The 25,501-nt window shown below is 65.6% G+C and carries 23 protein-coding genes; 16 read left to right on the forward strand and 7 right to left on the reverse strand.

All coding sequences use genetic code 11. The features are described from left to right. Positions 1–10 precede the first annotated feature (10 nt). From AC5LXX_RS21505 to AC5LXX_RS21555, 11 genes are all read left to right on the forward strand, one after another. Positions 11–907: an alpha/beta fold hydrolase gene (locus AC5LXX_RS21505; protein WP_493413058.1), complete on the forward strand. Its 897-nt coding sequence runs from the start codon at positions 11–13 to the stop codon at positions 905–907. Beyond that, entirely contained in the window at positions 904–1,761 is an 858-nt protein-coding gene (locus tag AC5LXX_RS21510) for an IclR family transcriptional regulator (protein WP_493413059.1), read from the forward strand. Before AC5LXX_RS21505 ends, AC5LXX_RS21510 begins: the two co-directional genes overlap by 4 nt. Beyond that, on the forward strand, positions 1,758–2,555 hold the full coding sequence (locus tag AC5LXX_RS21515) for an SDR family oxidoreductase (protein WP_493413060.1): 798 nt from the start codon (positions 1,758–1,760) through the stop codon (positions 2,553–2,555). Before AC5LXX_RS21510 ends, AC5LXX_RS21515 begins: the two co-directional genes overlap by 4 nt. After that, entirely contained in the window at positions 2,548–4,215 is a 1,668-nt protein-coding gene (locus tag AC5LXX_RS21520) for a thiamine pyrophosphate-binding protein (protein ID WP_493413061.1), read from the forward strand. The genes AC5LXX_RS21515 and AC5LXX_RS21520 overlap by 8 nt, the downstream gene beginning before the upstream one ends. Beyond that, positions 4,208–5,035, forward strand: a complete 828-nt coding sequence (locus AC5LXX_RS21525; RefSeq protein ID WP_493413062.1) for an aspartate dehydrogenase — start codon at positions 4,208–4,210, stop codon at positions 5,033–5,035. The genes AC5LXX_RS21520 and AC5LXX_RS21525 overlap by 8 nt, the downstream gene beginning before the upstream one ends. 72 nt (positions 5,036–5,107) lie before the next feature. Next, entirely contained in the window at positions 5,108–6,598 is a 1,491-nt protein-coding gene (locus AC5LXX_RS21530; RefSeq protein ID WP_493413063.1) for an aldehyde dehydrogenase, read from the forward strand. Positions 6,599–6,616: 18 nt separating this feature from the next. Next, complete coding sequence (locus tag AC5LXX_RS21535) at positions 6,617–7,579, forward strand: VOC family protein (RefSeq protein WP_493413064.1); 963 nt, start codon at positions 6,617–6,619, stop codon at positions 7,577–7,579. Further along, on the forward strand, positions 7,576–8,820 hold the full coding sequence (locus AC5LXX_RS21540) for an NAD(P)/FAD-dependent oxidoreductase (protein ID WP_493413065.1): 1,245 nt from the start codon (positions 7,576–7,578) through the stop codon (positions 8,818–8,820). The genes AC5LXX_RS21535 and AC5LXX_RS21540 overlap by 4 nt, the downstream gene beginning before the upstream one ends. A gap of 27 nt (positions 8,821–8,847) precedes the next feature. Next, positions 8,848–10,248, forward strand: a complete 1,401-nt coding sequence (locus AC5LXX_RS21545; protein WP_493413066.1) for an MFS transporter — start codon at positions 8,848–8,850, stop codon at positions 10,246–10,248. Positions 10,249–10,407: 159 nt separating this feature from the next. Further along, the gene (locus tag AC5LXX_RS21550; RefSeq protein WP_493413067.1) at positions 10,408–10,959 is read left to right on the forward strand and encodes a GNAT family N-acetyltransferase; all 552 of its coding nucleotides are present in this window, start codon (positions 10,408–10,410) and stop codon (positions 10,957–10,959) included. 74 nt (positions 10,960–11,033) lie between these two features. Next, the gene (locus AC5LXX_RS21555; RefSeq protein ID WP_493413068.1) at positions 11,034–11,447 is read left to right on the forward strand and encodes a PPC domain-containing DNA-binding protein; all 414 of its coding nucleotides are present in this window, start codon (positions 11,034–11,036) and stop codon (positions 11,445–11,447) included. Positions 11,448–11,533: 86 nt separating this feature from the next. On the opposite strand, the gene acnB is transcribed toward AC5LXX_RS21555, so the two are convergent. After that, a complete protein-coding gene (gene acnB / locus AC5LXX_RS21560) occupies positions 11,534–14,119 on the reverse strand; it encodes a bifunctional aconitate hydratase 2/2-methylisocitrate dehydratase (RefSeq protein ID WP_493413069.1) in 2,586 nt (861 codons plus the stop codon). Positions 14,120–14,551: 432 nt separating this feature from the next. On the opposite strand from acnB, the gene AC5LXX_RS21565 reads away from it, so the two are divergent. Next, entirely contained in the window at positions 14,552–15,289 is a 738-nt protein-coding gene (locus tag AC5LXX_RS21565; protein WP_493413070.1) for a BPL-N domain-containing protein, read from the forward strand. Positions 15,290–15,311: 22 nt separating this feature from the next. Here AC5LXX_RS21565 and AC5LXX_RS21570 read toward each other — a convergent pair whose 3' ends face one another. The 3 genes from AC5LXX_RS21570 to AC5LXX_RS21580 all read right to left on the reverse strand — a co-directional run bounded on the left by AC5LXX_RS21570 (position 15,312) and on the right by AC5LXX_RS21580 (position 17,077). Then, positions 15,312–15,785, reverse strand: a complete 474-nt coding sequence (locus AC5LXX_RS21570) for a nuclear transport factor 2 family protein (protein WP_493413071.1) — start codon at positions 15,783–15,785, stop codon at positions 15,312–15,314. A 131-nt stretch (positions 15,786–15,916) separates the two neighbouring features. Continuing rightward, positions 15,917–16,165 (reverse strand): adhesin, encoded by a 249-nt coding sequence (locus AC5LXX_RS21575; protein ID WP_493405180.1) that lies wholly within the window; start codon positions 16,163–16,165, stop codon positions 15,917–15,919. Between the two features lie 477 nt (positions 16,166–16,642). Then, positions 16,643–17,077: a universal stress protein gene (locus AC5LXX_RS21580; protein WP_124446824.1), complete on the reverse strand. Its 435-nt coding sequence runs from the start codon at positions 17,075–17,077 to the stop codon at positions 16,643–16,645. 370 nt (positions 17,078–17,447) lie between these two features. Here AC5LXX_RS21580 and AC5LXX_RS21585 point away from each other — a divergent pair, with 370 nt between their 5' ends. From AC5LXX_RS21585 to AC5LXX_RS21595, 3 genes are all read left to right on the forward strand, one after another. Beyond that, positions 17,448–18,932 carry an amidase gene (locus AC5LXX_RS21585; RefSeq protein WP_493413072.1) on the forward strand — a complete coding sequence of 495 codons (1,485 nt, stop codon included), beginning with the start codon at positions 17,448–17,450 and terminating at the stop codon, positions 18,930–18,932. Positions 18,933–19,281: 349 nt separating this feature from the next. Beyond that, a complete protein-coding gene (locus tag AC5LXX_RS21590; RefSeq protein ID WP_124446828.1) occupies positions 19,282–19,974 on the forward strand; it encodes a hypothetical protein in 693 nt (230 codons plus the stop codon). 123 nt (positions 19,975–20,097) lie between these two features. Then, a complete protein-coding gene (locus AC5LXX_RS21595) occupies positions 20,098–20,922 on the forward strand; it encodes an arylamine N-acetyltransferase family protein (protein ID WP_493413073.1) in 825 nt (274 codons plus the stop codon). A 94-nt stretch (positions 20,923–21,016) separates the two neighbouring features. On the opposite strand, the gene AC5LXX_RS21600 is transcribed toward AC5LXX_RS21595, so the two are convergent. The 3 genes from AC5LXX_RS21600 to AC5LXX_RS21610 all read right to left on the reverse strand — a co-directional run bounded on the left by AC5LXX_RS21600 (position 21,017) and on the right by AC5LXX_RS21610 (position 24,932). Further along, complete coding sequence (locus AC5LXX_RS21600) at positions 21,017–21,466, reverse strand: DUF8788 domain-containing protein (protein ID WP_493413074.1); 450 nt, start codon at positions 21,464–21,466, stop codon at positions 21,017–21,019. Positions 21,467–21,568: 102 nt separating this feature from the next. Then, positions 21,569–23,335 (reverse strand): hypothetical protein, encoded by a 1,767-nt coding sequence (locus tag AC5LXX_RS21605; protein ID WP_493413075.1) that lies wholly within the window; start codon positions 23,333–23,335, stop codon positions 21,569–21,571. A 175-nt stretch (positions 23,336–23,510) separates the two neighbouring features. Then, positions 23,511–24,932: a hypothetical protein gene (locus tag AC5LXX_RS21610; RefSeq protein ID WP_493413076.1), complete on the reverse strand. Its 1,422-nt coding sequence runs from the start codon at positions 24,930–24,932 to the stop codon at positions 23,511–23,513. Positions 24,933–25,323: 391 nt separating this feature from the next. On the opposite strand from AC5LXX_RS21610, the gene AC5LXX_RS21615 reads away from it, so the two are divergent. Then, the gene (locus AC5LXX_RS21615) at positions 25,324–25,500 is read left to right on the forward strand and encodes a ribbon-helix-helix protein, CopG family (protein ID WP_176050107.1); all 177 of its coding nucleotides are present in this window, start codon (positions 25,324–25,326) and stop codon (positions 25,498–25,500) included. Position 25,501 lies beyond the last annotated feature (1 nt).

Genomic DNA, 25,501 nt, shown 5'->3' on the forward strand with positions numbered 1-25,501 from the left:
CGGTAAAGCAATGAGTGTCATCGACAAACGTGAACGCGACCGCACCGCGGCGTTCGCCGCGCTGCTCGGGTGGTTTCCCGAGCAGCGTTGCGCAACCGGCGCGGCGGGCACGATCGGTTACCGTGAGGCCGGCGCGCAGCATGCGGGCCGTGCGCTGCCCGTCGTGCTGCTGCACGGGATCGGCTCGGGCGCCGCATCGTGGGTCCGCCAGCTCGACACGCTCGGCGCGTCGCGCCGCGTGCTCGCATGGGACGCACCCGGATACGGCGTATCGACGCCCGTGCACGGCGCGTCGCCGGCCGCCGCCGATTACGCGGCAGCGCTGAACGCGTGGCTCGAGGCACTCGGCATCGATCGTTGCGTGCTGGTCGGTCATTCGCTCGGCGCGATCATTGCGGGCGGTCTCGCCCGTGTGATGCCCGCGCGGATCGCCGGCCTGCTGCTCGTGTCGCCCGCGGGCGGCTACGGCAGCGCACCGGCCGAAACCCGCGAATCGCGCCGCGACGCGCGGCTCGCGATGCTCGCGGAACTCGGCCCGGCCGGGCTCGCCGAGCAGCGCAGCGGCAACATGCTGTCCGGTTTCGCGAACGAGGATGCAAAGGCATGGGTGCGCTGGAACATGGCGCGCATCGTGCCGGCCGGCTACGCGCAGGCCACGCATCTGCTCGCGAACGCCGATCTCGCCACCGATCTCGCCGGCTTTCGCGGCCGTACGGCCGTGGCCGTCGGCGCGAACGACGCGATCACGCCGCCCGCCGCGTGCGAGCGGATCGCCGCAGCCGCGCACGTCGCGCTGCAGGTGATTCCGCAAGCCGGTCATGCCGGCTACGTGGAGGCGCCGGCCGTTTATTCCGCGCTGATCGAAACGTTCTGCCGCCAGTGCGACCAACAGCGGGGGCAGGCATGAGCGAACCGCTGGAACAACCGGTTTCCGACAACACGAAGTCCGACGCCGGCTATGTGGTGCCTGGCCTCGAACGCGGGTTGCGGATCCTCGCCGAATTCTCGCCGCGCGAGCCCGTGCTCGGCGCGCCCGAACTGTCGAAGCGGCTCGGCATTCCGCGCACGACGGTGTTCCGTCTGCTGCAGACGCTGGAATCGCTCGGCTTCCTCGAGCGCGCGGACAAGGATCGCAACTACAAGCTCGGCATCGCCGTGCTGCGGCTCGGCTTCGAATACCTGAGCTCGCTGGAGCTGACCGACCTCGGCCTGCCGGTGATCGAAAGCCTGCGCGATGCGACCGGCTTCACGACGCACATCGTGATCCGCGACGGCCGCGACGTCGTGTTCGTCGCGAAGGCGCAGAGCCAGTCGCCGGTGTTCAGCTCGATCCGCGTGAACGTCGGCACGCGCCTGCCCGCGCATGCGACGACCCACGGCCATGTGCTGATGGGCGACCTGTCGCTGAAGGAGCTGCACGCGCTGTATCCGGAAGGCGCGCTGAACCGGATGACGAACGCGACGCCGGAAACGGTCGACGCGCTGTACGAAGTGATCCGCGAGGATGCACTGCGAGGCTACGGCGTCAGCAATTCGTCGTTCGAGCGCGGGATTTCGGTGGTGACGGCACCGGTGCGCAACGAGACGCAGAAGATCGTCGCGTGCATCACGGTGACGGTGCCGCGTCCGGAAATCGACGCGGCGCTGATCGCGGACGGACTGATCGACAAGGTGCAGCGCGCGGCGGCGGAACTGTCTCGGCGGCTCAACTACCGCTCGGATGACGAGCATACGTTCATGAAGGCTTTAGGACTCCGATGATTGAGATCGATTTGACCGGGCAGGTTGCGGTAGTGACGGGCGGTTCGTCCGGCATTGGCCTCGCGACGGCCGAACGGTTCCTGCAGGCCGGTGCGTCGGTCGCCATCTGCGGCCGCGACAGCGACCGCCTTGCACGCGCCGAAGCGATGCTGCGCGACAAGTACGCCGATGCGCAACTGTTGACCGCACGCTGCAACGTGCTCGACGAAGCCGATGTCAACGCGTTCGCACAAGCGGTATCCGCACGCTTCGGCCGCGCCGACATGCTGGTCAACAACGCCGGCCAGGGCCGCGTGTCGACCTTCGCGGATACGACCGACGACGCATGGCGCGAAGAACTCGAACTGAAGTACTTCAGTATCATCCGCCCGACGCGTGCGTTCCTGCCGCTGCTGCGCGACGCGCAGGCCCCGACGATCACCTGCGTGAACTCGCTGCTCGCGCTGCAGCCCGAGCCGCACATGGTCGCGACGTCGTCGGCGCGCGCGGGCGTGCTGAGCCTCGTGAAGTCGCTCGCGACCGAACTGGCGCCGCAACGCATCCGCGTGAACTCGATCCTGATCGGCATCGTCGAGTCGGGGCAGTGGCGCCGTCGCTACGAAACACAAGCACAACCCGGCGAAAGCTGGGAAGACTGGACGGGCGCGCTCGCCCGCAAGAAGAACATTCCGCTGAATCGCTTCGGCAAGCCTGACGAGGCCGCCTGGGCACTGTTTTATCTCGCAACGCATCTGTCGTCGTACACGACGGGCAGCCATATCGACGTTTCTGGAGGCTTTGCACGCCATGTCTAAAAAAACCACGGTTGGCGAGCTGATTGCCGCCTTTCTCGAGCAGTGCGGCGTGAAAACCGCATTCGGTGTCATCTCGATCCACAACATGCCGATCCTCGACGCGATCAACTCGCGCGGCAACATCCGGTATGTCGGCGCGCGCGGTGAAGCCGGTGCGTTGAACATGGCCGACGGCCTGGCCCGCGTGTCGGGCGGCCTCGGCGTCGCGTTCACGAGCACGGGCACGGCGGCCGGCAACGCCGCCGGCGCGATGGTCGAGGCACTGACGGCCGGCACCGCGCTGCTGCACGTGACGGGGCAGATCGAGACGCCTTACCTCGATCAGGATCTGGCGTACATCCACGAGGCCCCCGACCAGCTGTCGATGCTCGACTCGATCTCGAAGGCCGCGTTCCGCGTGCGGACGGTCGAAACCGTGCTGCCGACGATCCGCGAAGCCGTGCGCATCGCGCAAACCGCGCCGACGGGCCCCGTGTCGGTCGAGATTCCGATCGACATCCAGGCGGCTGAAATCGAGTGGCCGGAGGACCTCGCGCCGGCGCATGTCACGGTGCACGAGCACGATTCCGCACGCGTCGCGAAGCTTGCCGACGCACTGGCGGCCAAGCGCCGTCCGCTGCTGTGGCTCGGCGGCGGCGCGCGCCATGCACGCGCGGAAGTCGAGCGCCTCGTGAAACTCGGTTTCGGCGTCGTGACGAGCGTGCAGGGCCGCGGCGTGCTGCCCGAGGATCACCCGGCGACGCTCGGCGCGTTCAACGTGCATGCGGCCGTCGAAGCGTTCTACAAGACCTGCGACGCGCTCGTCGTCGTCGGTTCGCGCCTGCGCGGCAACGAGACGCTGAAATACAAGCTCGCGCTGCCGCAGCCGCTGTTCCGCGTCGATGCCGACGCGCTCGCCGACAACCGCGGCTATCGCAACGAACTGTTCGTGCACGGCGATTCGAAGCGCGTGCTGGCCGAGCTGGCCGACCGCCTCGAAGGCCGCCTGTCGGTCGATCCGCAATTCGCGGCCGATCTCGCGGCGGCGCGCGAGCAGGCCGTCGCCAGCGTGGCGGAAGGCCTCGGGCCCTACAAGAAGCTCGTCGACACGCTGCAGGGCGCCGTCGGCCGGGACTACAACTGGGTGCGTGACGTGACGATCTCGAACAGCACGTGGGGCAACCGCCTGCTGAAGATCTTCGAGCCGCGCTCGGGCGTGCATGCGCTCGGCGGCGGCATCGGCCAGGGCATTCAGATGGGCATCGGCGCGGCGCTCGCGGGCGCGGCCGCGAAGACGGTCTGCCTGGTCGGCGACGGCGGCCTGATGGTCAACGTCGGCGAGCTCGTCACGGCCGTGCAGGAAAACGCGAACGTGATGATCGTGCTGATGAACGACCAGTGCTACGGCGTGATCCGCAACATCCAGGACGCGCACTACGGCGGCCGCCGCTGCTTCGTGCAGCTGCACCAGCCCGATTTCGCGCAGTTCTGCGCGAGCTTCGGCCTCGCGCACTACCGGATCACGTCGCTCGACGACGCAGAAGCGATCGTGCGCGAAGGAATGGCGCAGGAGGGCCCGGTGATGGTCGAAGTCGACATGCTGTCGGTCGGCTCGTTCGCATCGAACTTCGCGGGCCCGCCGGTGAAGAAGGAAGAACCGACGGAGCGCCAGTATGCGTAACGGGCAAAAGCGGGACCACGCACCCGTCGACGTCGCGATGATCGGCTTCGGTGCGATCGGCGCGGCCGTGTACCGCGCGGTCGAGCACGATGCGTCGCTGCGCGTCGCGCACGTGATCGTGCCGGAACACCAGCGCGCGGCGGTGCAGGGCGTGCTCGGCAGCGCGGTGGAGGTCGTGTCGTCGGTCGACGCACTGGCCCGCCGCCCCGAGTTCGCGCTCGAATGCGCCGGTCACGGCGCGCTCGTCGATCACGTCGTGCCGCTCCTGAAGGCCGGCACCGACTGCGCGGTCGCCTCGATCGGCGCACTGTCCGATCTCGCGCTGCTCGACCTGCTGTCGCAGGCGGCCGACGAGGGCGGCACGACAGTGACGCTGCTGTCGGGCGCGATCGGCGGCATCGACGCGCTGGCGTCCGCGAAGCAGGGCGGTCTCGACGAAGTGCTGTACGTCGGTCGCAAGCCGCCGCTCGGCTGGCTCGGTACGCCGGCCGAGGCATTGTGCGACCTGCATGCGATGACCGGGGAACAGGTGATCTTCGAAGGCACCGCACGCGACGCCGCGCGGCTGTATCCGAAGAACGCGAACGTCGCGGCAACCGTCGCGCTCGCGGGCCTCGGCCTCGACGCGACGCGCGTGCGCCTGATTGCCGATCCGGCGGTCGAGCGCAACGTGCACCGCTTCACCGCGCGCGGCGCGTTCGGCGAGATGTCGCTGGAGATGAGCGGCAAGCCGCTGCCCGACAACCCGAAGACGTCCGCGCTGACGGCGTTCAGCGCGATCCGCGCGCTGCGTAACCGCGCGGCCCGCTGCGTGATCTGACCGGGCCTTGGACCGTCCGCCCGCGCCACGGCGAGGGCGGACGCGCAGAGACAGATTTGTGGGACTTGTGACATGACTCCTTTCGATACGAGCCTCGTACCCGACGGCAACATCCTGATCGGCGGCGAGTGGCGGCGCGGCCGTGGCGCGCCCTACGCGAGCATCTATCCGGCCGACCAGTCGCTGAACATGGAAGTGTCGACGGCGAACGCGGAAGACGCGGCCGAAGCCGTCGAGGCCGCCGACGCCGCGTGGCGCCGCGCCGACTGGGCCGGATTGAAGCCGCACCAGCGCGCGCAGGTGCTGTACCGCATCGCCGACCTGATCATGCAGCGCCACGAGGCGCTCGCGAACCTGCAGCGTCGCGACAACGGCAAGCCGATCGGCGAGACGCGCGTGCTGGTGGCCAGCGCCGCGAACACGTTCCGCTATTTCGCGGCGTGCCTCGAAACGCTCGACGAGGAGCTGACGCCGTCGCGCGGCGATTACCTGACGATGAGCGTGTACGAGCCGATCGGCGTGATCGCGGCGATCACGCCGTGGAATTCGCCGATCGCATCCGACGCGCAGAAGCTCGCACCGGCGCTCGCCGGCGGCAATGCGGTCGTGCTCAAGCCGGCCGAGGTCACGCCGCTCGTGTCGCTCGCGCTGGCTCGCATCTGCGAGGAAGCCGGCGTGCCGAAGGGCGTGCTGAGCGTGCTGCCGGGCAAGGGCTCCGTGATCGGCGACGTGCTCGTGCGTCATCCGCTCGTGAAGAAGGTGTCGTTCACGGGCGGCACCGAAGTGGGCCGCGGCATCGCGCGCCTCGCGGCCGAGAAGCTGATGCCGGTGTCGCTCGAACTCGGCGGCAAGTCGCCGACGATCGTGTGCGACGACGCCGATCTCGATCACGCGGTCAACGGCGTGCTGTACGGCATCTTCAGCTCGTCGGGCGAGGCGTGCATCGCAGGTTCGCGGCTGTTCGTGCAGCGCGCGGTGTACGACGAATTCATGAAACGCCTGGTGGCCGGCGCGCGCAAGCTGCGCGTGGGCGACCCGACGCGGCCCGACACGCAGATGGGGCCGCTGATCACCGCGAAGCATCGCGAATCGGTCGAGCGCTACGTCGCGCTCGGCCTCGAGGAAGGCGGCCGCCTGCTGTGCGGCGGCGAGCGGCCGTCGGGCGACGGGCGCGAGCACGGCTTCTTCTATCAGCCGACGATTCTCGAAGGCTTGCCGAACAGCGCGCGCATCTGCCAGGAGGAAATCTTCGGGCCCGTGCTCGTCGCGATGCCGTTCGACGACGAAGCGTCGCTGATCGCGCAGGCGAACGACAGTGTGTTCGGCCTGGCAGCCGGCATCTGGACGCGCGACTACAAGCGGGCATGGCGCATCGCGCGCGCGCTGGAGACGGGCACCGTGTGGATCAACACGTACAAGCTGTTCTCGATCTCCACGCCGTTCTCGGGCTGGAAGGAGAGCGGGATGGGGCGCGAGAAAGGGCGCCTCGGCATCCGCGAGTACATGCAGCAGAAGAGCCTCTACTGGGGCTTGAACGACGCGCCGCTGCCGTGGGCGAACTGAGCGAAGGAGAATGACGCAATGAGCATTTTGGGAATCGAGCAGATCACGTACGGCGTCGACGACCTCGCGACCTGCCGGCGCTTTTTCGCCGACTGGGGGATGAAGGAAGTCGCGCACGATGACACGCGCGCGCGTTTCGAGACGCTGAACGGCTGCACCGTGCTGGCCGTCAAGGCCGACGATCCGGCGCTGCCGCCTGCATTCGAAGCAGGCCCGACGCTGCGGGAAGTCACGTGGGGCGTCGCGACACAGGGCGAACTCGACGCGCTGCGCACCAAGCTCGCCGGCCAGCCCGGCTACTACGCGCAGGACGATGCGGTCGGCTGCATCGACCCGAACGGGATGGCGATCCGCGTCGAAGTCACGCGCAAGCGCGAACTCGACATCACGGGCTCGCCGTCGAACGTGTGGGGCCGGACGCTGCGCGTCGACCAGCCGAGCCCGATCTATGCGCGCGCCGAGCCGGTCGAGGTCGGCCATGTCGTGTTCTTCACGAACTGCCTCGACGCGCAGGAAAAGTTCTATCACAAGCTGCTCGGCTTCGAGACGTCGGACCGCTATCCGGGCCGCGGCGCGTTCATGCGCTGCGCGCCGCACGGCGGTCACCATGACCTGTTCCTGCTCGCGCTGCCGAATGGCAAGCGCGGCCTGAACCACGTCGCGTTCACCGTGCGCGACATCCACGAAGTGTTCGGCGGCGGCATGCACATCGACCGCTGCGGCTGGGAAACGCAACTCGGCCCGGGTCGCCATCCGGTGTCGTCCGCGTACTTTTGGTACTTCCAGAATCCCGCCGGCGGCCTGATCGAGTACTACGCGGACGAAGACATGCTGACGCCCGAGTGGCAGCCGCGCGAATTCGAGCCGGGCCCGACCGTGTTCGCCGAATGGGCCGTCGACGGCGGCCTCGACGGCAACACGCGCCGGCAGAAGAACGCGAAGGCGCCGGAAGGCAAGTTCATGACGGAGCGGAAATCGTGAGCGAAACGAACTCGCAGGAATCGACCGCGCCGGGCACGGTCGTCGTGATCGGCGGCGGCCAGGCCGCCGGCTGGGTGCTGAAGACGCTGCGCGCGGAAGGGTTCGCGGGCCGCCTCGTGATGATCGCCGACGAGCCGCATCTGCCGTACGAGCGTCCGCCGCTGTCGAAAGCCGTGCTGGCCGGCGACGCCGACATCGAAACCGTACGCGTCGTGCGTCCCGACGAATTCGACGCGCTGAACGTCGAAGCGTGGCAGCCGGAACGCGCGGCCTCGATCGATCGCGCACGCCGCGTGGTGACGACCGAAAGCGGCCGCGAGATCGAATACGACCGGCTCGTGATCGCGACCGGCGGCACGTCGCGCCGCTTGCCCGATGCAATCGTCAGCACACCGAACCTGCATTACCTGCGCACGCTCGACGAAGCGGCCGCGCTCGGCGAGAAGCTGCGCGCGAGCCGGCGCGTGCTCGTGATCGGCGGAGGCTGGATCGGTCTTGAAGTCGCGGCGACCGCGCGCAAGCTTGGCGTCGATGCGGTCGTGGTCGAAGGCGCGCCGCGCCTGTGCGGCCGCTCGGTGCCGCAGATCGTGTCGGATTTCCTGCTCGACCTGCATCGTTCGAACGGTGTCGACGTGCGGACGGGCGCGGCGCTCGCGTCGCTCGACGCGCAGCCCGGCGATGCATCGAAGGTGCGCGCGACGCTCGCCGACGGCACGACGATCGACGCAGACTTCTCGGTGGCCGGCATCGGCCTCGCGCTGAACGCGTCGCTCGCCAGCGATGCGGGGTTGGCGGTCGACGACGGCATCGTCGTCGACGAATACGGCGCGACCAGCGACCCGGCGGTCTTCGCGTGCGGCGACGTCGCGAACCATCACAACGGCTGGCTGAAGCGGCGCGTGCGGCTCGAATCATGGGCCAACGCGCAGAACCAGGCGATCGCGGCGGCGAAGGCCGTGCTCGGCGTGCGCGCACCGTACGCGGAGATTCCGTGGTTCTGGTCCGATCAGTACGACGTGAACCTGCAGATCCTCGGCGATCTGCCGGCCGATGCGCAGCTTGTCGTGCGCGGCGATCTCGCCGCGCGCCGAGCGACGCTGTTTTTTGTGGGCGATGGGCATGTGAGAGGTGTCATCGCCGTGAACAACGCGCGCGAGCTGAAGCTCGCGCGCAAGTGGATGAACCAGGGCCGGGCAGTGGATACGGAAGCCCTGGCAGACACGACCCAAGCGCTTGCCTGACCGGCGAAAGACCAGGAGACACCTCGCATGAGCACTTTCGACAATGTCGTGGCCGGTCGCGCCACGATGGAAGCTGCCGCCTCCACGCCCGGCGCGATCATCGCGCGGCTCGAGCGGCTTCCGGCCAACTCGATGCAGATCCGCGCGCGCGTGCTGATCGGCACCGCGACGTTCTTCGACGGCTTCGACGTGATCACGATCGCGGCGACGCTGCCGTTGCTGATCCACAAATGGGGGCTGTCGCCGACGCAGATCGGCATGCTGATCGCGTCCGGCGCGATCGGCCAGCTGATCGGCGCCTTCCTGTTCCCGGCGCTCGCGGAAAAGCACGGCCGCGTGAAGGCGATCGCGTGGAGTTCGGCCGTGATCGGCGTCACGAGCATCGCGTGCGGCTTCGCACCGACCTTCGAGGTGTTCGTGCTGCTGCGGATCCTGCAGGGGCTCGGGCTCGGCGGCGAACTGCCGGTTGCCGCGACGTACATCAACGAGATCACGCGCGCGCATGGCCGTGGCCGTTTCGTACTGCTGTACGAGATCGTGTTCCCGATCGGCCTGCTGGTGTCGATGGCGCTCGGCGCGTGGCTCGTGCCGCGCTTCGGCTGGGAGATCATGTACTTCGTCGGCGGGCTGCCGCTGATCCTGTCGCTCGTGCTCACGCACCTTGTGCCGGAATCGCCGCGCTGGCTGGCGTCGCGCGGGCGGCTCCCGGAAGCCGGGCGCGCGGTGGGCGTGTTCGAAGCGTCGGTGCGCGGCGAACTGCCGCCCGTCACGCAGGCGGCCGCGTTCGACGAGATGGTGCGCCAGCATCCGAAGCGCAAGATGAGCGACCTGTTCAGCGCGGCGTATCGCAAGCGTACGCTCGCGGTGGCGACGTTGTGGGCGACCTGCGGGTTCATCCAGTACGGGCTGTCGACGTGGCTGCCGACGATCTACAAGAACTTCTATCACGCGCCGCTGCAGCTCGCGCTGAACCTCGCGGTGATCGGCTCGGTGATGGGCGTGCTCGGCTCGCTGGCGTCGGCGCTGCTGGTCGACAAGCTCGGCCGCAAGCCGGTGATCGTGTGGTCGTTCGTGCTGTGCGCGCTGTCGCTGGCGCTCGCGGGTGTCTATCACGCGTCGTCGGTCTACGTCGTCGCGATCTTCTGTTCGCTGTCGCTCGGGTTGATGGCGTCGGGGTTCATCACCGCGTACGTCTACACGCCGGAGCAGTATCCGACGAGCATTCGCGCATCGGGCTGCGGGCTCGGCAGCGCGTGGCTGAAGATCGCGTCGTTCGTCGCACCGATGGTCGTGCCGCACGCGATCATCGGCGGGAACCTCGCGCCGGCGTTCTACCTGATCGGTGTCGTGCCGCTGATCGCGGCGGTGACCGTGCATTTCGTCGGGATCGAGACGAAAGGGAGGGTTCTGGAGGCACTGGAGGCGTGAGTGTCTTCCGCTGCGGTGGATGAAGTGAACCGAAAGGCCCGGGCGATGCTCCCGGGCTTTTTTCGGGGCGCTCCCGCAGCGGCGCGCAGGGTGCGCGCGATTGTTGGGGCACGGCGAGCGTGTTCTAATTCACGGTCCCGATTTCGTCAGACCATTGCCATGCCCCTGTTCGAACCCGTCACGCTGCATACCTCCCGCCTCGTCCTGCGGCCGCTTCGCGACGCCGACGCGCAGGCTTTCTTCGAGATCTGGTCCGATGCGGAAGCGATGCGCTATTTCTCGTTCTCGCCGATGACGCAGATCGGGCAGGCCGAGGCGCGCGTCGCGCGCAACCTGCAGACGTCCGCGAGCGGGGAGAGCCTGACCTGCGTGCTCGAATTGCGGGAAACCGGCGAAGCGCTCGGCGAATGCGTGCTGTTCCACGCGAACGAGCAATGCCGGCGCGCGGAGATCGGCTTCAGCCTGCGGCGCACGTTCTGGCGGGGCGGATACATGCGCGAAGCGGCGTCGGCCATGATCGATCATGCGTTCGGCACGCTGCGGCTGAACCGGATCGAGGCCGATATCGATCCGCGCAACGTCGCGTCGGCGCAGCTGCTCGAACGGCTCGGCTTCGTCCGGGAAGGGCTGCTGCGCGAACGCTGGATCGTCGGCGACGAAGTGTCGGACAGCGCGCTGTACGGGTTGCTGGCGAGTGATCGCCGCGCGTAAGCGGCCGACTTGCCGGATTCCCCGGACGAACGTACGCTTGGTCGACACCCCGGTCCACCCACAGGCTCTCGATCATGCAAGCCCATCCCCTGCGTCTTTCCCCCGGTGACGATCTGCGCGGCGCCATCGAGGCGGCGTTGCGTTGCCACGAATCGCAGGCGGCCTTCGTGATCCAGGGCATCGGCAGCCTGAGCGTCGCGCAGTTGCGCTTCGCCGGCGTCGACCAGCCGACCGAACTGCGCGGCGACCTCGAGATCCTGACGCTGGCCGGCTCGGTGTCGCCGGACGGCGCGCACCTGCACATGTCCATCTCGGATGCGGACGGCCGCGTGACGGGCGGCCATGTCGCGAGCGGTTGCGTGGTGCGCACGACGGCCGAGATCCTGCTCGCGCTGCTGCCTGCGCATCGTTTTGCCCGCGAACCCGATCCGCACACCGGCTTCAACGAACTGGTGATCCGCCCCGAGCCGAGCGACGATGCCGCATGAAAAAGGCGCCGCAGGCCTTTCAGCCTGCGGCGCCTTTTCGCGGTGGCGCTGCGACGTCAACCTCCCGCCGCAGCCCGACTGCGTGCTTACAGCTGCACGCAGTCGGCCACTTCCTTGAAGTCTTCGATCTGGTCGAAGTTCATGTACTGGTAGATCTTGTCGCCGTTCGCGGTGAGCACGCCCATGTCGGCCATGTACTCTTCCTTGGTCGGGATCTTGCCCAGACGCGAGCAGATCGCCGCCAGTTCCGCCGAGCCGAGATACACGTTCGTGTTCTTGCCGAGACGGTTCGGGAAGTTGCGGGTCGACGTCGACATGACCGTCGCGCCTTCGCGCACCTGAGCCTGGTTACCCATGCACAGCGAGCAGCCCGGCATTTCGGTACGCGCACCGGCCGTGCCGAACACGCCGTAGTGGCCTTCTTCCGTCAGTTGCTTCTGGTCCATCTTGGTCGGCGGCGCGACCCACAGCTTGACCGGGATGTCGCGCTTGCCTTCCAGCAGCTTCGACGCGGCACGGAAGTGACCGATGTTGGTCATGCACGAACCGATGAACACTTCGTCGATCTTCGCACCGGCGACGTCGGACAGCGTCTTCACGTCGTCCGGGTCGTTCGGGCACGCGACGATCGGCTCGTGGATGTCGGCGAGGTCGATCTCGATGACGGCCGCGTACTCGGCGTCGGCATCCGGCGCCAGCAGTTGCGGGTCGGCCAGCCACTGTTCCATCGCCGCGATACGGCGCTGCAGGCTGCGCGGATCCTGGTAGCCCTGCGCAATCATCCACTTCAGCAGCGTGATGTTGCTGTTCAGGTACTCGATGATCGGTTCCTTGTTCAGGTGCACCGAGCAACCGGCGGCCGAACGCTCGGCCGACGCATCCGACAGCTCGAACGCTTGCTCGACCTTCAGGTCGGGCAGGCCTTCGATTTCAAGAATGCGGCCCGAGAAGATGTTCTTCTTGCCTTGCTTGGCGACCGTCAGCATCCCTTGCTTGATCGCGTACAGCGGGATCGCGTTGACGAGGTCACGCAGCGTGACGCCCGGCTGCATCTTGCCCTTGAAGCGGACCAGCACCGATTCCGGCATGTCCAGCGGCATCGTGCCGGTGGCGGCCGCGAACGCGACCAGGCCCGAACCTGCCGGGAAGCTGATGCCGATCGGGAAGCGCGTATGCGAATCGCCGCCGGTGCCGACGGTGTCGGGCAGCAGCATGCGGTTCAGCCACGAGTGGATCACGCCGTCGCCCGGGCGCAGCGCGATGCCGCCGCGCGTGCTGATGAAGTTCGGCAGCGTCTGGTGCGTCTTCACGTCGACCGGCTTCGGATACGCGGCGGTGTGGCAGAACGACTGCATCACGAGGTCGGCCGAGAAGCCGAGGCATGCGAGGTCCTTCAGTTCGTCGCGGGTCATCGGGCCCGTGGTGTCCTGCGAGCCGACCGAGGTCATCTTCGGTTCGCAGTACGTGCCCGGGCGCACGCCCTGGCCTTCCGGCAGACCGCACGCGCGGCCGACCATCTTTTGCGCGAGCGAGAAGCCCTTGCCGCTGTCGGCCGGCTGGTGCGGCAGGCGGAACAGCGTCGACGGCGCGAGGCCGAGCGCTTCACGTGCCTTCGCGGTCAGGCCGCGGCCGATGATCAGCGGAATGCGGCCGCCGGCGCGCACTTCGTCGAACAGCACGTCGGACTTGACCTGGAATTCGGCGATCACCTTGCCGTCCTTCAGCGCCTTGCCTTCGTATGGGCGCAGTTCGACCACGTCGCCCATTTCCATCTGCGACACGTCGAGCTCGATCGGCAGCGCGCCGGCATCTTCCATCGTGTTGTAGAAGATCGGGGCGATCTTGCCGCCGAGGCACACGCCGCCGAAGCGCTTGTTCGGGACGAACGGGATGTCTTCGCCGGTGAACCACAGCACCGAGTTGGTGGCCGACTTGCGCGAGGAGCCGGTGCCGACCACGTCGCCCACGTACGCGACCAGGTGACCCTTTTCCTTCAGCGATTCGATGAACTTGACCGGGCCGCGCTTGCCGTCTTCTTCCGGCGTGATGCCCGGGCGTGCGTTCTTCAGCATCGCCAGTGCGTGCATCGGGATGTCCGGGCGGGTGGTGGCGTCCGGCGCCGGCGACAGGTCGTCGGTGTTGGTTTCGCCCGTCACCTTGAACACGGTGATGGTCAGGCTTTGCGGCACTTCCGGGCGGCTCGTGAACCATTCGGCATCGGCCCAGCTCTGCAGCACGGCCTTCGCATGCGCGTTGCCCTTGTCGGCGAGTTCCTTCACGTCATGGAACTGGTCGAACATCAGCAGGGTTTTCTTCAGCGCGTCGGCTGCGACGGCCGCGACGGCGTCGTCGGACAGCAGTTCGATCAGCGGCTGGATGTTGTAGCCGCCCAGCATCGTGCCGAGCAATTCGGTCGCACGTGCACGCGAGATCAGCGGGCAGGCGGTCTCGCCCTTGGCCACGGCGGCCAGGAAGCCGGCCTTCACGCGGGCGGCTTCGTCGACGCCCGCGGGCACGCGATGGGTGATCAGGTCGACGAGCGTCTGCTCTTCGCCGGCCGGCGGGTTCGTCAGCAATTCGACCAGTTCGGCGGTCTGCTGAGCCGTCAGCGGCAGGGGAGGAATACCGAGCGCGGCGCGGGCGGCCACGTGAGCACGAAAGTTTTCAAGCATGGGGAGACCTGCTGATATTGCGTTTGAGGGGAAGGCCTTGCCGGCACTCCGGGGCTATTCCAGGCACTGCTTTGAGCGGGATTCTAATCTCAATGGTCTGGAACGTCAAATGTCTTATGTCTTATATAAGAGTTGGCGGGCGAAGGACCGGGGCCGTGGCCGCATGGCGGAAGCGGCCTTGTCTGGCGTGGCTCGGTGGGCGGGTTGTCGGGGCGGGCTCAGGTTGCCGACGCGCACATTTCTGCACAAGCACGCAGGAAACGGTACACACGCGGCGCTTTCGCGCGTCTACGCTTCCTGCCACGCAGCTTGCGATCGGCGTTCGAAATCGCAGGGCGGAATTTGGCGCGTGCCCGTCGATTCGTCCCGTGCGGCTGCGGTCCTCTTACTCGGGTGATCAGGAACATGCGATCCAGCGATTCGATTTTCGTGGTGACGGCGCTCGTCGCGTCGTCGGTCGTTCAGGCGGCGACCACCGGCGACGACGCGCGTCGCGAGGCCAGCCGGCCCGTCGCGCTGGTCTATCGCGGCCCCGCCGCGTGCGATGGCTGCCCCGAGACGATCGCCAGCCGCCTGCGGGAATCGGACTACAAATTCCGGGTGATCTACGTCGGCCCCGCGGAAAAGCTCAGGATCACGCCCGCGGCGCTGGCCGGTGCGGCACTCTATGTGCAGCCCGGCGGCGGCCAGGACATTGCTGGCGCGGCAGCCAGCATCGGCCGAAATGAAATCCGGGCCGTACGGCGATACGTAGCGAACGGCGGCCGATACCTCGGGCTCTGCATGGGCGCCTACCTGGCCGGCGGACAGGGTTTCGGGCTGGTCGCCGGCGAGATCGACACCGAGGTCGACCGGCCGGGTTCGACGCTTCACGGCATCGCCGACACGGTGACGCCGGTCGTCTGGCGCGGGAAAAAGCGCTGGATCTACTATCAGGACGGCGCGAGGCTCCCGGTCGCGCCGATCGGCTCCGGCGGGATCGTGCTGGCGATCTACCCGAACAAGGACATCGCGGCCGCCACGTACCGTTACGGCAAAGGGCGCGTCGGCCTTGCCGGCCCGCATCCGGAGGCCGACGAAAGCTGGTATCGCCAGAATGGTCTCGAGAATCCGGACGGCGTAGTGCCGGACATGGCCTACGACCTGATCAACGCGACGATGAAGCCGTAGCGAAGCGGCCGCGGCGTGCGGCTTATCGCCGTTTGGCGCGATACGCGTCGAGGTTTTTCCGCGCCTGCGCGCGGATTGCGCGCTGCACGAAAGGTGTCCAGCCGAGCAGCGCGCCCTTCAGCCCGAGCGCCTGACGCGCCCAGCGCCACAGGTCGAAACTGTCGCGATGCTCGACGATGCGCCCGTCGCGAAACCGGAACCGCGCGTCGATCCGGTTGACCACCATGCGGCCTGTCGCGGTGAACCGGTAGTGCGCGATCCACTCCGCGCGGCCGGCCTGCTCGTCGGCGGCGACTTCGCCGAACGTCAACGAGAAATCCTGCGCTCGCGCGACGAGCATGCGCCACATGTCGCGAGCGAGGTCGCCGCGCAGTTCGCCGAACGCGGGATCGCTGAAGACGATGTCGTCGGCATAGCAGGCAAGCATCGCGTCGATGTCGCGCTGCTGGAAGGCGGTGTAGAAACGCTGGATCAACTCGGTGTTCGGATGAGTCATGTTGGACGTAAAGGGGGGGACGGTGACGTCCATCGAAACATCGATCGGGAAAGCGGCGGCGGCAGGCAGCGCGAACCGACGCCCGCGCTTGCCGCGTCGGGCGCGGCGGGTTTGCCGCCGGATGATACGCGTCAGCGGGCCGCCATCGCAACGTCCTGACTTCCGCGTCCGGTCACCAGGCAGCCCGACATGAAGGCCTCGCTCTGGCTACCGGCGGCCGCGTCGCCGAAGCCGCGGCCGAGCGCATCGGCCCTGACCTGCGCGGCGCCTTGCTCGCATGCGAGCGGGCTGGCGTCGCGACCCTGCGCGTGCAGGATCGCGCGATCGCCGATGAGATAGGCCAGCAGCGCGAAAACAGCGATATGTACGGCTCGTCTCATGATTCGTCTCCTCGTCACTCAAGCGTAACGCGGACACGTTCGACGAAGCACTTGGGGCTTCCCCCGGTAAACGTCTGCTGAAAGCGGTGGCGAGGCGCGGGGAATCCGACCCGATTATTCGTCGGAACCCGGCGCGACGGCGATGCGCGCGAGTTTGACGAATGTCAGGGTCCGGCCGGGAGGGGACGGTCGCGCGACCGCTCGAGGCGATAGCATGAATGCATGATTTGACGGAGCGCGATGGCGGATGAACGCATCGGCTCCGGCAAGCAGGTCCGCGATGAATATCGCTGTCGAAATATTGAGGAATCCAAATGTTGAACGTTTCTTCCGTGCTGATCAGTCTCGCTCCGCTGTGGGCCATCCTGCTGGTGGCGTCGTCGGCGGCCGCCTATTTCGTGTTCTGGCGCAAGGTCATCGACTGAGTGCAGCGCGCCACCCGTGCGCATCGTGCGCATGCACGGCGTGCGCTGTCCGTCATTGCACCGCCGTCACCGGCACATTCGAAATCCGCACCAGCCGGCCCATCACGCTGCGGCGAAACACCGACATCAGCGCATGCAGCGGATCCTGGCGCGGCGCGACCACCACGATCTCGTCGCACCCGGTCTCGGCCGCGACGGATGCGATCGTATCGGCCACCGGCCCGACCTTCATCACGACGGTGTATTTCACGCCGGCCTCCCGCAAAATCCGCTCGGCCATGGCCAGATCGTCGGCCGCGAACTTCTCCTCGATCGAGCGCAGTCGCGACAGCGGGTGGTAGGCTTCGAGCCGCGTCGATTCGAGCGGCGCCTGGACGTTGATCAGCACGACCTCCGACGCGCAGCGCTCGCGATACAGGAATGTCGCGTGGCGAACGGCCTGAAGCGAGCGCGGCGAGTGGCCGACCGGAACCAGCAGCTTGAGCATGGACGATGTCCTGGGAACGAGATGCTTCCAGCGTAGCGCGCGGCCGGAGCGGGCAACCTAAAGAGATCGGGCGGTCGCGTAAAAATGTCGTTAACGTGCGCCGCCGCATGACGCGCCTATTAGAAATATAAGAAATTTAAGTTTATGCGCATAAACGATTTCATCGGCCGGGACGGTGCGAGCGGCCCGGTATGCGCCGCCCCGATTCAGTCGGATCCGCAATGAATCGCGACGGAAAATATCGGAGGTCGCCGATCCGGCGTCGCGTAGAGTAGAGCGTCGGCCGCGGCGCGGCCTCTTCCGGCGGGTTCGGGAGCGGCTGCCGCCGCCACGCGGCCCGCCATTTCATTTCGAATCCAGGAGACCCCGCATGCCGCACGGCGCCCCGCAGCTTCTCGCTCCCGCTTCCATTTCCGTCGATCCGATCGTGCGCCTGTCGGCCGGCGAGCTTGCCGGGGCGATCCGCAGCAAGACGGTTTCGTGCGTCGAGACGATGCGTGCGTACCTCGATCACGTCGAGCGCGTGAACGGCGCAATCAACGCGATCATCGCGCTGCGCGACCGTGACGCGCTGCTGGCCGAAGCCGCGGAAAAGGACGCCGCACTGGCGCGCGGCGAGTACCACGGCTGGATGCACGGGATGCCGCAGGCACCGAAGGATCTGGCGATGACGAAGGGGCTGCGGACGACCTACGGCTCGCCGATCTTCCGCGAGAACGTGCCGCAGGCCGATTCCGTCGGCGTCGCGCGGATGCGCGCGGCCGGCGCGATCTTCATCGGCAAGACCAATACGCCCGAATTCGGGCTCGGCTCGCACACGTTCAACGAGGTCCATGGCGCAACGCGCAACCCGTACGACCTGACGAAGAGTGCGGGCGGCAGCAGCGGCGGCACGGCGGCGGCGCTCGCCGCACGGATGCTGCCGGTCGCGGACGGCAGCGATTTCGGCGGCTCGCTGCGCAACCCGGCCGCGTTCTGCAACATCTACGGCTTCCGTCCGTCGCAGGGCCGCGTGCCGCGCTGGCCGGGCGTCGACGTGTTCATGCAGCAGCTCGGCATCGAAGGGCCGATGGGCCGCACCGTCGGCGACGTCGCGCAGCTGCTCGCGATCCAGGCCGGCTACGACGCGAACGATCCGCTGTCGCTCGCGGAAGATCCGGCCGTGTTCGCGCAGCCGCTCGACGCCGACCTGCGCGGCAAGCGCATCGCGTGGGTCGGCGACTGGAACGGCTATCTCGCGACCGAGGCCGGCGTGCTTTCGCAATGCGAGGCGGGGCTCGCGACGCTGCGCGAGATCGGCTGCGACGTCGATGCCGCGTTGCCGGCGTTCGCGCCCGACCGGATCTGGCGCCTGTGGCTCACGCACCGGCACCTGCTGTCGGGCGGCGGGCTGCTCGCGCACTATCGCGACCCGGCGCGCCGCGCGTTGCTGAAGCCCGAGGCAATCTACGAAGTCGAAGGGCTGCTCGCGATGCAGGGTGCGGCGGTGTTCGACGCGAGCGTCGAGCGCACCGCGTGGCATCAGGCCGTGCTGAGCTTCTTCGATCGCTACGACTTCATCGCGGCGCCGACCGCGCAGGTGTTCCCGTTCGACGTCGACCAGCGCTGGCCGAAGGAGATCGCGGGCCGCACGATGGACACTTACCACCGCTGGATGGAAACGGTCGTGCCGTGGACGCTGGCCGGCTGCCCGGTGATCAACGTGCCGGTCGGCTTCAACGATGCGGGGCTGCCGATGGGAATGCAGCTGATCGGGCGCCCGCGTGCCGATCTCGCGGTGCTGCAGCTCGCGCGCGGCTACGAGCAGGCGGCCGACTGGGTCAACCAGCGGTTGCCGGCGTGGATGGCCGCGTAACGTCGCGGCCAGGCTGGCCAACGAGCCGGTAGCAGGGCGATGAAACGGGCGGCGGCGAGCCATCCGTTTTGCCTGGAGCGGCGAACGCGACGCGTGACGGCGCGGCGTTTTGCTGCGCTGCATGCAAAGGCCGGACTCGGCCTGCATTGACGCAACCGGAGAACGAATGCCGGTGTCCGCGTGACATCGCACGGCAAACGTGGACGAATCCACGTGACGACGCCTGCCAGTCGCGGAATTGCAAGCAGCCGCGCGCCGTGATTTCGTTTCGATGTGTTTCAGTCGTTGCGGCATCGCGCGACGCGCTTCGACAATATCGGCCTCAATCATTCGGGCACGAGGAAAGCACATGAAGCACATTCGCGCGACGGGCCGTCACCTGGCCTCGGCAGGCATCGCGTTCGGCATCCTGATCAGTCACGCCGCGCACGCGCAGCTCGACTTGCAGTCGCTGGGCGCGTCGCTGCTCGGCGGCGGTCAGCAACAGCAGGCGGCCCCCGCGCAGGGCGGCGGTGTCGCGCAGTTGCTGCAGGCCTATGTCGGCGCGAACCGGCAGGTGCTGACCGGCCAGTCGTCGCTCGCGTCGGCGATGGGGCTGACCGGGGCGGCGGGGCAGGCGCAGCAGGCCGCGAGCCAGTTGTCCGGCGGCGATGCGCTGACGCCGGCCACGCTGTCGCAGATGGGCGGCGCGCAGCAGTCGGTGTCGCAGGCGCTCGGCCAGGCGTTCGCGAGCGGCGGTGCAACGCACGGCCCGATCGACAAGCAGGCGTTCAGCAACGGCCTCGCATCGCTCGGGCAAGGCCTCACGCAGTATTCGCAGCTGCAGTCGGGGCTCGGAAATCTCGGTTCGACGAGCGCGGCGTCGCTGCTGCAGTCGGGCCTGAATCCGCAGAACATGCAGGCCGCTTCGTATATCGCGCAAAGCGCGCCGGGCCAGCTGCAGTCGCTCGCGGCGACGCTCAGCCAGGCCGTGCAGTTCGCGACGAGCCAGGGCATTTCGGTGCCGTCGGTCGCATCGTCCGCGCTGAAGCTGCTGCCGTAACGTCGTGCGGGCGTACGCGCGATGCGGTGCCGGCATCGCGCGCGGCGCTGGACAATCGCCCCGCGCAACATGGGGATTTCGCGTGATGCTATCGTGGCGAGTCCTTTTTATCGGTGCAGGTTCATGACTGACTCGTTCGACCTCTCGCGCTATTTCTCCCGCATCGGCTACGACGGCCCGGCCGAGCCGACGCTCGCCGTGCTGCGCCGGTTGCATCTGCTGCATCCGCAGGCGATCCCGTTCGAAAACCTCAATCCGCTGACCGGCGCGCACGTCGCGCTCGACCTGCCCGCGCTTGTCGACAAGGTGATCGAGCGCCGCCGCGGCGGCTACTGCTTCGAACTCAACAAGCTGTTCTACACCGCGCTCACGACGATCGGCTTTCGCGTGACGCCGATGATCGCGCGCGTGCTCTGGATGCGGCCGCCGGAATTGCCGGCCGCGCCGCATACGCACATGCTGCTGCGCATCGATCTCGACGGCGTGGCGTGGCTCGCGGACATCGGTTTCGGCAGCGCGACGCTGACGGCGCCGCTGCGTTTCGTGCCGGACGAGCGGCAACTGACGCCGCACGGTGCGTTCCGCGTGGTCGCCGCGCCGGTCGATGGCGAATTCGACATGCAGTTCGAGACGCCGGGCGGCTGGCAGACGACCTACCGCTTCCAGCCGAAGCAGGTCGAATGGATCGATTACGATGTCGCGAACTGGTTCACGTCGACCTATCCCGACTCGATCTTCCTGCATGACCTGATCGCGTGCCGCGTGCTGCCGGACGGCCGCGCCGCGCTGCGCAACACCACGCTGACGCTGCGCGACGCGGCGGGCGCGGGGCGCTCCGTCACGTTCGACAGCGCGGCCGAGTGGGGCGCATGCCTGCGCGACACGATCGGCATCAATACGGACGGCTTCGATCTCGACGCGCTGTTTGCGCGGCTCGCGGCGCGCTGAAGGTAGCGGGGCGATTGCGCGGCAACCGCCCCCAGGACCGCCCCACCTCGCCGCTGCCGCGCACGATCGCGGCCGACTGCTCCGTTGTGCCTGGCTAGCGCTTGGCGTATTCCGGTTCTACGGACGTGATATGCGGATCAAAACTGACAGGCGTGCCGCCTATCGACAGGTTGACCGAGTATTGAACGCTCGTACCCGTTCCATGAACAACCGCAGACCACCATTGGCCATCATGCCCAGGTATTGCCACAGGCTTGAATTCATTGAACGTGGTATCCACGTCTCCGGTAATTCCTGTAATGGAAATGCTCGGCTGCTGATTGATTGAATAAACGCGCCAAATGAGGGTGTCTCCGTCTTCGCAGTACGTGAGCAATTCGTCGGTGCCCTCGGTTTTGTAATTCTTGGCAGCCGGGTATGTGGTGTCGGAGTCGTCTGCCATATAGACGAAATCGCCAACATTTTTATCGGAGATCTGGCCGCTATTTACGCCGAGTGCGCCGGTCGTATTTACCGCAACAAGTATGTTGATGGTGTTTGACATGATGGTCTCTTCAATTAAGGGTTAAATCACCTGTCCATTTGCAGGACGGTATTCCGGAGTTTTGAAAAATTACACTGATGCCTGATCGAGATGTAAGGGCCCTCATGGGCGAGCCAGGTAATTCATGAATCGGCGAAATTTGCTGTCGTTCAGCGATTTGGTATCCCACTCCGGGGCGGTCACGGGTGAGTCGAGAAAGATGAAGCTGAAGCCGGACCCGGCAGCCTGGGCATTGCCGTGACAGCCCATGCAGCCGCCCATGTTGAGGCTGTTCCCATTATGCGAAACGTTGGTCAGGTTGTTTCCGCTCCTGGTGAAATCGGTAATGGTGAATTTTTTATTCCGGAAGTCGTCAAATTCTCCGCTGAACCGCTGGAGATTGTAGTCGGTTTCGATAACGCTATTGGCCTGATAATAGGTTGAGCGTGGAAATCTATCGATTCCGGGAATCTTTGCTCCAAGCGGCGTATTTTGAACATTGATGAGCTTGTAGTACAGCCAGACAGGCGGTGACTTGAAATTTCTGGATGCCGCATACGAGCGAATCTTGTCGTGAGCCTGCTTGTTGGCGCTTATTATTTCGTCCGGTATGTCATTTATTCTTTTGTTGACGAGAATGATCCCGCCATCGAGCAGGCCGGAACTGCGATCTTTGGTGTCTTTGATGTTCTGATAGTAAAGCTGCTTGTTCGGTGTGGCGGGGTAGCCTCCCGGTTGCACGAATGTCTGGGTTGTGTGTGGGGTGGCGTTGTTGGAGATTACGTTCGGCGTCATCGGGGTGACGTTCTTCAGTGCGCTCTTGTAATTTCCGTCCTCGTCTTCAATCGGGTTCCCATCGGCATCCGTTATGTTGTCCGCCTGCTCGAATGTCGTGTAAATAAAATAGGGGGCGGATCTTGTTTTCCTGATGATGTGCAATCCCACCAGCCCCATGACTTCATCGGTGGCTTTGATGTGCTTTCCGTCGTCTTCACTTTCGTAATGACGGGTCAGCGTTGTATAGAATCGGCCGGATTTTGTTTCGTCAGGCGTCAATCTTCTCCATGCCGCCTTGATTTCAATGGAATCCAGAGGGAAGCTGACGCACCTGGCTTTGGAGGGGTTGCCGTCGCAATTGGTCGAGCCGGCTAGCGGGTCGCGCTTGTATGCTTTGACGAAGTCGGCGGTCGCTTGGAATATGGCTGGAACGGTGCCTGGCGGATTCGACAGTTTCGGGTCGGGGGCCTGCGGATTCCACCATTTGTTTGCGGTAATGTATTTGTATTCATTTCTGTTGGCTTTTGCCATGAACAGGATTTGTGCATTTTTGTCCAGGGGCGTGCTCGACACGACGCCGGCATAAATCTTGTTCAGGCCGATCTGGCTGTTCTCGTCGAGATTGATCCAGGGCGCCGGCCCGGAAGAGGGCGCGACATTTCCTTGGCCATAACTGTAATTCGGCCTGTCGTCGTAGCCGTAGTCGCTGGCAGCTCCTTTTGCGAAGGCGCTGGAATTGTCCGTCGGGAATATTTCGACCTTCCCGCGGAAGGTATGCCAGACGAGCGGGTCCTTGTACTGAGGGTCGCCGAACGGCAAACTCGTGTCGGGGTAGTCGCGCTTTTGATTGTTGGTATCTTTGGCAAGCGCTGGCCAGTTCAGTGCAATGAACTGATTCCAGGCAAAAGTGGCGGCCTGTTGCAGTGTTGCGTGCGGCGCGTCGGAATTATTGAGATCCTTGGGGAGCGAGGAACTGATCTCGATCGAATCGTTTGCGTTACCACCGGAGGCGCTGCTCATCCCGGCGACAGGGTAAATCGCGAGCGACACGCTCCCGGCCATCAGCATCGCGATACGCAGCAAGCGGGTGCGGCATTTTCCAGGTTGCAACATATTGCGTTCTCCTAACCGAAAACTCCTGGTTCCGATCGTGTTTTTCGAGGGCCGCAAGTCGATTTTCGATTGCGTGTGGCCGCCGTGACAGCACGCACACGGCAGCCCTGGGCCCTCGCGCCATTCCTGATGATCCCGAGTCGCGCGAAATCGCTATCCGTGCCGGTCCTCGAGACTATTCGTCGCCGGACCGGCTGACCGGATGGCCAAGGTACGCCTTGACATCGTCAGCGGATGACTCGGGAAACATTTTCTTGATGAGCGGCGGATTGGCTTCAAAGAAGTTTCTGACGCCGCCCGCGAGTTGAAGCGAATAATCGAGCGACACGCGGTGCACATTGTCGCTGGCGGGCTGCGTCCCCGGCGGCGGCGGTGCCGGCGGCATCCCCGGTCCGAATGGTGTCCCCGAAGGGATGTTGCGGAACCACCATGCCGTGACGTAATCGGATGCGCCCTTGGGTGGGACCATGCTTGCACTTAATGGCCACTGGGAAGTCGAGTGGCACGACATGCAAGCCGATTTCGGGTTGTCGACCGGACCGTTGAGGCGGTTCTGATAACCGTAGTGGGGCAGCTTGACCGCCGGATTGAGCCATGTCTGGGTCAGCTTGCCGGATCCCGTGAAGCCGGGATCATTGCCCCACATGACACCGACGGGATATACCTGTTCCCAGTTCCTGAGCGGCTTCACCTTCGGCCTCCCGTCGCCGACAGCGAGTTCCGCGTTCTTCGTATTCGGTGGCTTGCCGCCTCCGTAGACAAAGGTGCCGAATACCCAGCCGGTGTCCTTCGAACGGTCGTCCTTCACTGCGATGTCGATCTGCAGCAAGCGGACCGTCGTGACACAGCGCTTGCTGTCCTGCGTCGGGTTTTGTTCGTGCACGTCGCAATAGACATAGGCCTTCCATTCGGGCGCGCCGGCGAGATAGGGAACCTCGTTAGGGGTGGCGGTCGTAAACAGCAACTTCCCTGAAACGGTTCCTTCGGGGAAGATTCCCGCATTCGTATCGGGCTTCCCGTGATCCTTCCACACCTTCCCGAACGTGACGCCGCCCGGCGCGTTATAGAAGCCGACCGCGTAGTTGTTCCAATATGACTTTTGCGTCTTGGCGAGTTCGAGCGGCGCCGATACGCGTTCGCGCGTCAATCCATGGATGAACTCACGCCCTTCCTTGCCGTAATCCTGCCAGGGCGCGTGATACCAGGTGCGCCTCGAATTGAGTGCTGGATCGAAATTGGATTCGCTTTCCGCAGGATTTCCCCGGATATTTCCTTCATAGAAATACGTGAGCGCTGAAAGGATGTAGCGTTTGGTATCGTAAATTGGATCGTATTTACGCCAAGGCTCGTAATCTTTTGGCGCTGAATCGGGGTAATCCTGCGACAGCTTGAAAACGTGGCCGGGCCATCCCGGCAACGGGTTCATCAATGCATCGCAGAATGGCGTCGTCGGCGTGTCGCATTCGCCGCTTTCGACGCCTATTGCATTGGCTGGCAGGGCGACGCAGGTTGCCGATATGAAAACGCATGCGTAAATTGCCGCTGCCGCCCACCGGGAAACACACCGATCCGAATTCGATACATTGCTGACATTCATGGTAACTCCGGGGCTGTATTGTTTAATTTTTTAACGGCAAGCGGAATGGATCGACGGAAAGCGAAACATTGCGCGCGACCATGTCAATGAATATTGGGATAGTTTCGAAAAACGTGAAATTCGACTTTTATCGAAATCAGCTACGGCCCATTCAGACTAGTTCGCGCATGAGCGCTTTACAACTGTCATTTTTGGTAGAACTGGTGGCGATTATTGAGCGTGTTGAAATGGAGTTTATATAGCGGGTTGCGGCGACATGAATGGAGGCGCTTGTTGTCGAGATCGCCGCGACCCTGCCCGGAGGCACCTTCCATTCGATCGGGGCGGATCGATGAGCGCCGCCGCCGCCCCCGTGATTGACTTTTGCTAGATTGCTAGCATACTAGCAATCATGACCGACGAAGAAGTGAAGCAATTCAACGTGTACCTGCCGCTCGGCCTGATCCGGCAGGTCAAGCATCGCGCCATCGAGACGGAGCAATCGCTGTCCGCGCTGGTGGCCGATGCGTTGCGCGCGTACCTGGCCGCGCCGCCGCCAGGAGCGGAACCGTCCACCAAGGAGGAATGAC

This window comes from Burkholderia torrens, assembly GCF_984668525.1.